We start from the raw sequence: 11215 nt of genomic DNA, 5'->3' as shown, positions 1-11215 counted from the left end.
TTGAAACGCCGTTCCCTTGTAGGAGTGAGCCTGCTCGCGATGGCGATGGTGCTGTCGACACATATGCTGGATGTGCCGGCCTCATCGCGAGCAGGCTCACTCCTACAGGGGTTTATGTAATCTGCAGAAACAACAAAGCCGCCCGAAGGCGGCCTTGTCTGTGCGGACTTGAAGCTTAGTGCTTCTCGCCAGCCAGCTTGTGCTCAAGGTAGTGAATGTTCACGCCCCCTTTGCAGAAGCCTTCGTCGCGGGTCAGATCACGGTGCAGCGGGATGTTGGTCTTGATCCCGTCAACCACGATCTCGTCCAGGGCATTACGCATGCGCGCCATGGCTTCGTCGCGGGTGGCGCCGTAAGTGATCAGCTTGCCGATCAGCGAGTCGTAGTTCGGCGGAACTGCATAACCGCTGTACAGGTGCGAATCGACGCGAACGCCGTTGCCGCCTGGGGCGTGGAAATGCTTGACCGTGCCCGGGCTCGGCATGAAGGTTTTCGGGTCTTCAGCGTTGATCCGGCACTCCAGCGAGTGACCGCGGATCACCACGTCATCCTGCGTGAACGACAGCTTGTTGCCAGCGGCGATGCTGAGCATCTCCTTGACGATGTCAATACCGGTGACCATTTCCGAAACCGGGTGCTCCACCTGAACACGGGTGTTCATTTCGATGAAGTAGAAACGACCGTTCTCGTACAGGAACTCGAAGGTACCAGCGCCACGGTAGCCGATGTCGATGCACGCCTTGACGCAGCGAGCCAGAACTTCCTGGCGCGCCTGCTCGTCGATGCCCGGTGCCGGCGCTTCTTCAAGCACCTTCTGGTGACGGCGTTGCAGCGAGCAATCGCGGTCGCCAAGATGGATGGCGTGACCCTGGCCGTCGGACAGTACCTGAACTTCGACGTGACGCGGGTTGGTCAGGAATTTTTCCAGATAGACCATCGGGTTGCCGAACGCCGCGCCAGCTTCGGAGCGGGTCAGTTTCGCCGAGGCGATCAGGTCTTCTTCCTTGTGCACCACGCGCATGCCGCGACCACCACCGCCGCCTGCTGCCTTGATGATCACCGGGTAGCCGACTTCACGACCGATGCGCAGCGCCGTTTCTTCGTCTTCCGGCAGCGGGCCGTCGGAACCTGGAACGGTAGGCACGCCTGCTTCGATCATCGCGTGCTTGGCCGATACCTTGTCGCCCATCAGGCGAATGGTTTCGGCTTTCGGGCCGATGAAGGCGAAGCCGGAATTCTCGACCTGCTCGGCAAAATCGGCGTTTTCCGCGAGGAAACCGTAGCCTGGGTGGATGGCGGTAGCGCCAGTCACTTCAGCGGCAGCGATGATGGCCGGGATGTGCAGGTAGGACTGAGCGGCAGAAGCCGGGCCGATGCAGACGGACTCGTCTGCCAGACCCAGGTGCATCAGCTCTTTGTCGGCCTTGGAGTAAACGGCGACGGTCTTGATGCCCATCTCTTTGCAGGCACGCAGAATCCGCAGGGCGATCTCACCGCGGTTAGCGATCAGAACTTTTTCCAACTTCGCAGTCATCAAAGGCTCTCCGCAGTTCAAACGATGGTGAACAGCGGTTGGTCGTACTCAACCGGCTGGCCGTCTTCGACGAGGATGGATTCGATCACACCGCTGGTTTCAGCTTCGATGTGGTTCATCATCTTCATGGCTTCGACGATGCACAGGGTGTCGCCTTTCTTCACGGTCTGGCCGACTTCAACGAAGGCTGGCGAGGTTGGCGAAGATTTACGGTAGAAGGTGCCTACCATTGGCGAGCGGGCCACGGTGCCGTTCAGTGCCGGAGCAGCAGCAGCCGGAGCGGCAGCAGCTACTGGAGCAGCGGCGGCAGGCGCAGCGGCTGGAGCCTGCATCGGCGCCGGAGCGTAGTACTGCTGAGCCGGGGTCTTGCTGTGACGGCTGATGCGTACGGACTCTTCGCCTTCCTTGATCTCGAGCTCGTCGATGCCGGACTCTTCCAGCAATTCGATCAGTTTCTTAACTTTACGGATATCCATGAATCATCAACTCCCAAGGGTCGGTCAGGGGCGTTTAACGCTTGTGGTTCAAGTCGTTGCCTGTGTTTCAAGCTGTTCTAGTGCGGCCTCCAGGGCCAGTCGGTAACCGCTGGCGCCAAGGCCGCAGATCACTCCCACCGCTACATCGGAGAAGTAAGAGTGATGGCGGAAAGGTTCGCGCTTGTGCACGTTGGACAAATGCACTTCGATGAATGGGATGCTCACTCCCAGCAGCGCGTCACGTAATGCGACACTTGTGTGTGTAAATGCTGCTGGATTGATCAGAATGAAATCGACACCCTCACCGCGAGCGGCGTGGATGCGGTCGATCAATTCGTACTCGGCATTGCTTTGCAGGTGCAGCAGATGATGGCCGGCTTCACGGGCGCGGCGCTCCAGATCCTGATTGATCTGCGCCAGGGTCGTTGAACCGTAAGTGCCGGGTTCACGGGTGCCGAGCAGGTTCAGGTTGGGGCCGTGCAGCACCAGTAGCGTCGCCATCTGCGTGTTCCTTGTTATGAATGAGCAGTCGTCAGAACCCGGCGACTATGCCGCAAAGGCTTTGTGACTGTCCAGTTCTCTGCAATAGCCAGCACGATGACCGATGTTTGCGCGAAATTTATGACTGAGTGATTTGATTCGGTCATTCCGCAAGATTTGCGCTGATGCGAATGACGCTATCGCGAGCAGGCTCACTCCTACAGTTGGAATGCGTTCCCTTGTAGGAGTGAGCCTGCTCGCGATAGCGGCCTATCAGACGCGGAATGCCTGAACGGCGGTATGCAATTGCCCACCCAACTCCAGCAGATTCTCACCCTGCTCACGCCCGCGGCCGATGCGCAGCAGGTTATCCCCGCCCAATTGATGGATCCGCTCGCTATGGTCGCGGATCTCGCTGACCGCGCCGCTTTGCTGAGCGGTGATATCGGCGATGCGGATCGCCGTGTCGGAAATGGTCTGGATCGCGCCGACGATTTTATCCAGTGCGCCATCTGCCGCTTGTGCCTGACTGGCCGTGGCTTCGGCGTGTTCGACCTGCGCGCGCATGCCTTCGACCGATTGTCGGGCAGCAGTTTGCAGGCCGGCGATCAGCGTCTGAATCTCCGCCGTGGCGCCCGCCGTGCGTTGCGCCAGTGAGCGCACTTCCTCGGCCACCACCGCAAAACCACGGCCCATTTCCCCGGCCCGCGCCGCTTCGATCGCCGCATTCAGCGCCAGCAGGTTGGTCTGGTCGGCGATCGAGCGGATCACCGTCAGCACGCCGCCGATGGTCGCCGACTCTTCGGCCAGGTGCTCGATCATCTGCGCGTTGCCTTGCACCTCGCCGACCAGCGCATGCAGGCCGGTGAGGCTCTGGCCGATCACGGCTTGTCCGTGCTCGACGGCAAGACCCGCATGGCGACTGGCATCGGCGGCCTGTCGTGCATCCCCAGCGACTTGCTGAATCGTCGCTTCCAACTCACCCAGCGAATCGCGGATCAGCGCGGTGTCGCCCGCCTGATGCTCGGCGCCGCTGTGCAGGTCGTTGCTCAGTTCGGCCAGCGTACGGCTGCTGCCGGCCACCTGTTCGGCATTGCCGCGAATCGTCCCGACCAGATCCACCAGATACGCGCGCAGGCGATTCAGTGACGCTTCGATGTCATGCAGTTCGCGGTTGGTTTTGCCCAACTGAATGTCGCGACTGAAATCGCCTTCGGCCCAGGTCGACAGGGCCGGCGCGAGGTTGGTCAGAGTGCGCGACAGGCGCCGCTGCAAGGTGTCGATCAGCAGCGCGATCAGCAGAATCAGGCCGATCATCACGCCCTGCATCAGGCGCACTTCGCCCTGAATCTGCCCGTGCTGGGCGCGTACCACCGGTTCGAGTCCGGCGATGGCTTGCTGCACGGCGGCGATCTTCAAATGGGTCGCGGTGCTCAGATCGGTGCGTTTCTGGATCTGCTCGCGGGTGCGCGCCAGCTCCGCCGGGTAGCGACCGAGCAGGCTGTTGAGTTCGCGCTTGAGGCCGACCCCGGCGTCTTCGGCGGCGGTTTTTTCTGTGCTTTCGATGCCCATCATCGCGGCGAAATCATCACTGCCGGATTCGTTCCTGGCGACCACGCCGAGCAGGGGCAGGGCGTCGATGGCCTGAGCCTGGGTGCGGATGTTGTCGACTTCGCGCTCGACGTCGGCCGCGAGTTCACTGCGGCCGCTGCTGACCAGTTTGTCGCGGGCCAGCGACAGCTTGCCCAAGTGCTGCGAGGCGACGAGCAGCGGCGTCAGGTAAGACGCGTTGCCATTGGCGTAGGTGCTGAGTTGGTCGAGGCTGGCGCTCAGTTCGCGTTCGGCCTGCAACAGCAACGCCTGCGGATCACCGGCCAGTTTGCCGGCCGCGAGCAGGTCGGTTTTGCTGAATTCTTCGAGGCTCGACAGGCTTGGCCGCAGGGTCTCGGCCAGTGCCGGCGGCAGTTCGCCGAGTTCCTTCTGCAGGCCGTCGATGGCCTGGCTGGCGCTGCTCAGGCGCAGGGCGTCGCCGCTGGCGAGGTAGTCCTCGACATTGCGCGCCACGTCATTCTGAAATTGCTGCGACAGGCCGAGGTAGCGCTCCATCAACAGATACGGACGCTCCAAGGCTTTTTGCGACCACCACAGCGTTGCGCCGAGCGCCACGCAGACGGCGACCAACAGCAGAGTGTTGAGATTGGTGAGCAACTTCAGGCGCATGACGGCTACCAACGGCAGAAATGGTAAGCGCCTGAATTTATTGCGGTTCTGTTACAGGGTTATGACCGAATCAGTGGATTCCGATGAAAAGGTGGCACTTTGCTTTGAGTCGCGCGCGGTCTGCACTCGATTGCGTCCGGCACCTTTGGCGCGGTACAGCGCTTCGTCGGCCTGGCTGGCCATCATCAGGCTGTCGGAATCCTCGTGCATTTCCACCACGCCGGCGCTGAAGGTGCACCACAAATCGTGCGGTTGCGCCGGGTAGTGGATTTCGGCGAAGCGCTGGCGGATCTCGTCGAGCACTTTGTGCGCCGCTTCTATATCCGTGTCGGGCATGACGATGGCGAATTCTTCGCCACCGTACCGGCCGATGAAGTCGGTCTTGCGCAGGCGTTGCTTGAGGAACAGCGCCAGGCTCTTGATCACTCGGTCGCCCATCGGATGGCCGTGACTGTCATTGACTCGCTTGAAGTGGTCGATGTCGAGCATGGCAAAGCTCAGCGGCTTGTTCTCGCGACGGGCGCGGAACGAGCAGTCTTCGAGCAATTGCAGGATGTGCGTGTGGTTGTACAGGCCGGTGAGGCTGTCGCGGACCATGCGTGCCTTGAGATTGCGCGCGCGGGCGGCGCGGTTGCGCACAGTCGTAATCAGATGCCGAGGCTTGATCGGTTTGGTAAGGAAATCGTCGCCGCCCTCGCTCATGGCGTCGAGCTGCTTGTCCAGATCGTCCTCGGCCGAAAGATAAATGATCGGCACACTGACGTAGCGGTCGTTGTGGCGAATGACCTTGGCCAGTTCGGTGCCGGTGCAGGCCGGCATGTACATGTCGAGGATGATCAGATCCGGCTGGAAGTCCGCCAGTTCGGCCATCGCCTGGATCGGTTCGATCAGGGTGCGCGTGACGATTCCGGCACTGTTGAGCAAGCGCTCGGTGTGCAAGGCCTGGGCGCGGGAGTCGTCGATGATCAGCACTTTATAAGGTTCGTACTGGGCGACGCAGGTCAGGACTTCGATCTTCTCCAGCAGGCTCGACGCTTCGAGGGTGCCGGTGAGAAATTCCTGGCCGCCGGCGCGCACGGCGGCGAGGCGCGTCGGGGTGTCGGTTTCGTGCAGGCTGAAAAACAGCAGCGGCAGCGGTTCTTCCAGGCCAACCTGAGCTTCGGCAGCCAGTTGCAGGCCGACGCCTGCGCCGCTGAAGTCCACGTCCATGACGATCGCGGCGGGCAAGCGCTCGACCATCGAGGAGCGAAACGCCGCGACACTGTCCAGCGCCTGCGCGGTCAGGCCGAAAAACTCCAGCTGCTTGGCCAGCCGCTCGGCGCGGTCGTGATCCTGCAACATGACGTAGATCGGTTTGCGCAGTGGCGGCAGGAAGGTCTGGTCGAGTTGATCGCCATGGCGCAGACCGGTGCGCGACAGACGCTGCATCAAACGATTGAGGTCAGTGATCAGGCCGCTACTCAGGCGTCCGCGATTGGCGTCCACCGCTTCCAGCGACTGGCCGATATGACGCGCGAGTTGCGTGTGCTCGGGCTGCTCGAAGCGCTCGGCAAAACGCAGCAGGCGCAGATTGGCCTCGCTCAGTTCGGCGAGGTCGGCGGTGGACCACTCACTGCGTTGCAGGCGCTGCCATATCTCAAGAATCTGACGTGCCTGATGAATTACCCGCTGGGCAAAGTGGTGCTTGAGGCGCTCACGGCTGGGGTCTTCTGGCTCGGTCATATCCTGACTACTAGTTAGGGCGCATGCTGAGATCGACTGGTGGCTCTATGCTAGCACCTCTTTTCCCTTATATGAGTGTCGTGCATCAATAATCTGCGGTGCTGCACAATTCAGTTTCTGACCGGGCGGTATCGGATTGAACCTGTTCGTCGGTGAGCCTCCCGTAAAACGAGAGTATGGCGCTGATCGACGGGTCAAAATGCCTGTGTGCACAACGCTGCGCTGTAGACAGGCGCTGATCTGCAATTGCCTGTTCCGGGGCGTCTTTGGTGATAGTGCATCAGGGAAACCCCTAGAGAGTTCGCGGGGCGATGTCGCGCGTTCCGTGGATTTTCTGCTTCTCTTCAATGGCGGGTGCCGGCCTTGGCACGTTGTTGTATGGTTGTGGTCGAACCGTTGAACCCAAGTGATTGAAAGGATATCGCCATGCTGGACTGGAAGAACCGCGCGGGCAGCGCGCCTGAACGTGCCGCTGAGCCGAAGTCGGCCACCCGCAGCTATGTGGGCGGGCTGTTGTTCAGCCGCGCGCTGGCCACGCTGATCGGCATTTATCTGCTGGTGACCATCGGCCTGGGCTGGTACTGGAGCCAGGAGCCGGCGCTGTTTCCGGTGGCACAAAACGCCCAGGCGGCTGCCGAGAAAGAAGGCAAGCAGATGGTCGTCGGCTACACCACGGTCGAAACCCTCAAGACCGTTGCCGGTACGTTGCTGAACAAACCGGGCGGCTACATTTCCAACGACCGTTTCCCGCCTGGCCTGTGGATGGACAACACGCCAAGCTGGGAATACGGCGTGCTGGTGCAGGTGCGTGACCTGACCCGAGCCCTGCGTAAAGACTTCGCCCGTTCGCAGTCGCAGTCGGCCGAAGATGCCGATCTGGCCAAGGCCGAACCGCGTTTCAACTTCGACAACAAGAGCTGGATCCTGCCGTCGAGCGAATCGGAATACCAGGAAGGCATCAACTCCCTGAGCCGTTACCAGGCGCGTCTGTCTGATCCAACGCAGAAAAACGCCTTGTTCTACGCCCGCGCCGACAACCTCAACAACTGGCTGGGCGATGTCGGCACCCGTCTGGGTTCGCTGTCGCAACGCCTGTCCGCCAGTGTCGGCCGGGTCAAGCTCAACACCGCGCTGAAAACCGAAGTGCCGGCGGTTGGCGAAGTACCGCAAGTTGACGAGGAAGTCGTAGAGACTCCGTGGATGCAGATCGACAACGTGTTCTATGAAGCGCGTGGTCAGGCCTGGGCGCTGTCGCACCTGTTGCGCGCCATCGAAGTGGACTTTGCCGATGTGCTGGCGAAAAAGAACGCCACGGTCAGCGTGCGTCAGATCATCCGTGAACTGGAAGCATCGCAGGAGCCGGTCTGGAGCCCGATGATCCTCAATGGCAGCGGCTTCGGCGTGCTGGCCAACCACTCGCTGGTCATGGCCAACTACATTTCCCGGGCCAACGCCGCAGTGATCGATCTGCGTCAATTGCTCAATCAGGGCTGAGTCATGGTCGATAGCGCCAAAGAGGCGGCGCACCGCGCCGCCTCCGATGCCGAACAGATCGCCTGGGTCGACGAGCAGGACAACTTGCTCGGCGCCCTGGTGCGGGCCGATCTGCGTGAGCGCGGGCTGATCGGGCGCGGCACCTACATCATGTTGTTCAATTCCGCTGGTGAGCTCTGCGTACACCGGCGCACCCTGAGCAAGGCGATCTATCCCGGTTACTGGGATGTGGCGGCCGGCGGCATGGTGCAGGCCGATGAGACCTACGCCGAATCGGCGGCCCGCGAGCTGGAAGAGGAGTTGGGTGTGAGCGGGGTGGAATTGACCGCCCACGATCATTTCTTCTTCGAAGACACCGGCAACCGTTTGTGGTGTTCGGCATTTTCCGCGGTGTGGGACGGCCCGCTGAAACTGCAGCCTGAAGAAGTGCTGGAAGCACGCTTTATTCCGGTCGAGCAGGTGATGCGCGAAATCGAGCAAAAGCCTTACTGTCCGGACTCTCTGGCCGCGTTGAAGCGCTATCTGAAGGCTCAGCAAAGCGACGTCGCAAAGAACTCATAAATTGGCGCCGATTGGCTCTTAGCAATTGCGCTTTTTGCCGTTACACTGCGCGACCTTTTCAAGCTGCACCGACCTGCTTTTGTTCAAGCGCACGGTGCAGTAGCGCTGCCCCTGCCTGAGTGGGGCTTCGCGGTCGATGACCTTGCCCAAGGTTGCGATCAGTCTTTGTCCTCCCAAGAGGATTGCCGGTGGCCAAAAAAGCCGCATCCTTCGCCGCCCTTGGTGGCCTGGTATTTTCCACCGACGCAGGTCGTCATTGCCCGGAATGCAGTAAGCCGGTGGACGCCTGTATCTGCAAACAAACCGTTATACCGGCCGGAGACGGCATTGCCCGCGTGCGTCGCGAGAGCAAGGGCCGTGGCGGCAAAACGGTGACCACCATCACCGGCGTGCCACTGGCCGAAGACGCCCTCAAGGAGCTGGCGACAACGTTGAAGAAACGTTGCGGCACCGGTGGGGCGTTGAAGGACGGGATCATCGAAATCCAGGGCGATCATGTCGAGCTACTCTTGGCAGAGCTGATCAAACACGGTTTCAAAGCGAAGAAGTCCGGCGGCTAGCAGCCTCTGTGAAATCCATCTGCGGCTTGATCCGGCACTGAAGCAGTTCAGATCCGGCGTCGTCTCCATGGTTTTCACAGAGCCTGTTCATGACCGGTTTCTAAACTACACGCGGTCAGCGCGGTCTACCGCCGCGCTGACGAACCGTCATTTTCATTCTTTAGACTGCGCCGGCCTGCAATCAGGCGACGCACTATGACTTCTTTATAGGGGACTTCGATGTCCGTACGACGCACACGTAAAGACGATGGCAGCCAATGGACAGTTGCGGACAGCCGCAGTGTTTACGGGATTCGCCATTGGGGGGCCGGGTATTTCGCGATCAATGACGCCGGTCGCGTCGAAGTTCGTCCGAACGGCCCGAGCAGCTCGCCTATCGACCTGTTCGAACAAGTCGACCAACTGCGCAAGAGCGGCTTGTCCCTGCCGTTGCTGGTACGTTTCCCCGACATCCTGCAAGACCGTGTCCGTCAGCTGACCGGTGCTTTCGACTCGAACATCGAGCGCCTGGAATACCAGAGCAAGTACACCGCGCTGTACCCGATCAAGGTCAACCAGCAAGAAGCGGTGATCGAGAACATCATCGCTACCCAGAACGTTTCCATCGGTCTGGAAGCCGGCTCCAAGCCTGAGCTGCTGGCGGTGCTGGCGCTGGCGCCGAAGGGCGGCACCATCGTCTGCAACGGTTACAAGGACCGCGAGTTCATCCGTCTGGCGCTGATGGGGCAGAAACTCGGCCACAATGTGTTCATCGTCATCGAGAAAGAATCCGAAGTCGGCCTGGTGATCGAAGAAGCCGCCTCGCTCAAGGTCAAGCCACAGGTCGGCCTGCGCGTGCGCCTGTCGTCGCTGGCGTCGTCGAAGTGGGCGGACACTGGTGGCGAGAAATCCAAGTTCGGTCTGTCGGCGGCGCAACTGCTGTCGGTGGTCGAGCGCTTCCGCGCTGCCGGCCTCGATCAGGGCATTCGTCTGCTGCACTTCCACATGGGTTCGCAGATCGCCAACCTGGCTGACTACCAGCACGGTTTCAAGGAAGCGATCCGTTACTACGGCGAGCTGCGCAACCTTGGCCTGCCGGTCGATCACATCGACGTCGGCGGCGGTCTGGGTGTCGACTACGACGGTACTCACTCGCGCAACGCCAGTTCGATCAACTACGACATGGACGACTACGCCGGTGTCGTGGTCGGCATGCTCAAGGAGTTCTGCGACGCGCAGAGCCTGCCGCATCCGCACATCTTCTCCGAAAGCGGCCGCTCGCTGACCGCGCACCACGCGATGCTGGTGGTGCAGGTGACCGACGTCGAGAAACACAACGACGAAATCCCGCTGATCGAAAACAAGGAAAACCTGCCGGAAACCGTGCAGTGGCTGGTGGACCTGCTCGGCCCGACCGATATCGAAATGGTCACCGAGACTTACTGGCGCGCCACGCACTACATGAGCGACGTGGCTTCGCAGTACGCCGACGGCAAACTGACCCTGGCGGAAAAAGCCCTGGCCGAGCAGTGCTACTTCGCTGTGTGCCGTCGCCTGCACAACTCGCTCAAGGCACGTCAGCGTTCGCACCGCCAGGTGCTCGACGAACTCAACGACAAGTTGGCCGACAAGTACATCTGCAACTTCTCGGTGTTCCAGAGCCTGCCGGACACCTGGGCGATCGATCAGGTACTGCCGATCATCCCGCTGCATCGTCTGGATGAAGAGCCGCTGCGTCGCGCGGTGCTGCAAGACCTGACCTGCGACTCCGACGGCAAGATCAACCAGTACGTCGACGAGCAGAGCATCGAGACCAGCCTGCCGGTACACGGTCTGAACGAAGGTGAGGACTATCTGCTGGGCGTGTTCCTGGTCGGCGCCTATCAGGAAATCCTCGGCGACATGCATAACCTGTTCGGTGACACCGACTCGGTGAACATCTACCAGAACGCCGATGGCAGCGTGTACCACGCCGGTATCGAGACCCACGACACCATCGAAGACATGTTGCGTTACGTGCACTTGTCGCCGGAAGAACTGATGACCCACTACCGCGACAAGTGCGCCAGTGCCCGCATCAGTGCCAGCGAGCGTACGCAGTTCCTCGATGCCTTGCGTCTGGGCCTGACCCGTTCCTCCTACCTGTCTTCCTGAGTCAGGTCTGTTGCACCGGGTTGTCTGAAATTTTC

General features: G+C 60.8%; 9 protein-coding genes. 4 read left to right on the top strand and 5 right to left on the bottom strand.

The annotated features are described in order from the left end of the window. Positions 1-175: 175 nt before the first annotated feature. The 5 genes from accC to gcbA form a co-directional block, all read right to left on the bottom strand. Entirely contained in the window at positions 176-1534 is a 1359-nt protein-coding gene (gene accC, locus QMX91_RS07600) for an acetyl-CoA carboxylase biotin carboxylase subunit (RefSeq protein WP_007961940.1), read from the bottom strand. A gap of 17 nt (positions 1535-1551) precedes the next feature. Then, positions 1552-2010 (bottom strand): acetyl-CoA carboxylase biotin carboxyl carrier protein, encoded by a 459-nt coding sequence (gene accB, locus QMX91_RS07595; RefSeq protein WP_135294873.1) that lies wholly within the window; start codon positions 2008-2010, stop codon positions 1552-1554. A gap of 48 nt (positions 2011-2058) precedes the next feature. Then, positions 2059-2511, bottom strand: coding sequence for a type II 3-dehydroquinate dehydratase (aroQ, locus tag QMX91_RS07590; RefSeq protein ID WP_025111759.1), 453 nt, complete (start codon positions 2509-2511; stop codon positions 2059-2061). Positions 2512-2763: 252 nt separating this feature from the next. Continuing rightward, positions 2764-4710: a methyl-accepting chemotaxis protein gene (locus tag QMX91_RS07585; protein ID WP_282412500.1), complete on the bottom strand. Its 1947-nt coding sequence runs from the start codon at positions 4708-4710 to the stop codon at positions 2764-2766. A gap of 51 nt (positions 4711-4761) precedes the next feature. Further along, positions 4762-6432 (bottom strand): diguanylate cyclase GcbA, encoded by a 1671-nt coding sequence (gene gcbA, locus QMX91_RS07580; RefSeq protein ID WP_027613596.1) that lies wholly within the window; start codon positions 6430-6432, stop codon positions 4762-4764. A 426-nt stretch (positions 6433-6858) separates the two neighbouring features. Here gcbA and QMX91_RS07575 point away from each other — a divergent pair, with 426 nt between their 5' ends. The 4 genes from QMX91_RS07575 to speA all read left to right on the top strand — a co-directional run bounded on the left by QMX91_RS07575 (position 6859) and on the right by speA (position 11180). Next, the gene (locus QMX91_RS07575; protein WP_007963034.1) at positions 6859-7926 is read left to right on the top strand and encodes a DUF2333 family protein; all 1068 of its coding nucleotides are present in this window, start codon (positions 6859-6861) and stop codon (positions 7924-7926) included. Between the two features lie 3 nt (positions 7927-7929). Further along, positions 7930-8487, top strand: coding sequence for an NUDIX hydrolase (locus tag QMX91_RS07570; RefSeq protein WP_134785345.1), 558 nt, complete (start codon positions 7930-7932; stop codon positions 8485-8487). Between the two features lie 188 nt (positions 8488-8675). Next, on the top strand, positions 8676-9047 hold the full coding sequence (locus QMX91_RS07565; RefSeq protein ID WP_007914613.1) for a translation initiation factor Sui1: 372 nt from the start codon (positions 8676-8678) through the stop codon (positions 9045-9047). Positions 9048-9266: 219 nt separating this feature from the next. Next, complete coding sequence (gene speA, locus QMX91_RS07560; RefSeq protein ID WP_003221289.1) at positions 9267-11180, top strand: arginine decarboxylase; 1914 nt, start codon at positions 9267-9269, stop codon at positions 11178-11180. The last annotated feature ends 35 nt before the right edge of the window (positions 11181-11215 follow it).

It is taken from the genome of Pseudomonas sp. PS01299 (genome assembly GCF_029960145.1).
GTDB lineage: Bacteria > Pseudomonadota > Gammaproteobacteria > Pseudomonadales > Pseudomonadaceae > Aquipseudomonas > Aquipseudomonas putida_A.
Note: the sequence above shows the minus strand (reverse complement) of the source record. Positions and strands in the feature narration are given on the sequence as shown.

What these genes read in the sequence shown, in the direction of transcription:
- accC (WP_007961940.1), bottom strand. Translation starts at nt 1,534, where the DNA reads ATGACTGCGAAGTTGGAAAAAGTTCTGATCGCTAACCGCGGTGAGATC.
- accB (WP_135294873.1), bottom strand. Translation starts at nt 2,010, where the DNA reads ATGGATATCCGTAAAGTTAAGAAACTGATCGAATTGCTGGAAGAGTCC.
- aroQ (WP_025111759.1), bottom strand. Translation starts at nt 2,511, where the DNA reads ATGGCGACGCTACTGGTGCTGCACGGCCCCAACCTGAACCTGCTCGGC.
- QMX91_RS07585 (WP_282412500.1), bottom strand. Translation starts at nt 4,710, where the DNA reads ATGCGCCTGAAGTTGCTCACCAATCTCAACACTCTGCTGTTGGTCGCC.
- gcbA (WP_027613596.1), bottom strand. Translation starts at nt 6,432, where the DNA reads ATGACCGAGCCAGAAGACCCCAGCCGTGAGCGCCTCAAGCACCACTTT.
- QMX91_RS07575 (WP_007963034.1), top strand. Translation starts at nt 6,859, where the DNA reads ATGCTGGACTGGAAGAACCGCGCGGGCAGCGCGCCTGAACGTGCCGCT.
- QMX91_RS07570 (WP_134785345.1), top strand. Translation starts at nt 7,930, where the DNA reads ATGGTCGATAGCGCCAAAGAGGCGGCGCACCGCGCCGCCTCCGATGCC.
- speA (WP_003221289.1), top strand. Translation starts at nt 9,267, where the DNA reads ATGTCCGTACGACGCACACGTAAAGACGATGGCAGCCAATGGACAGTT.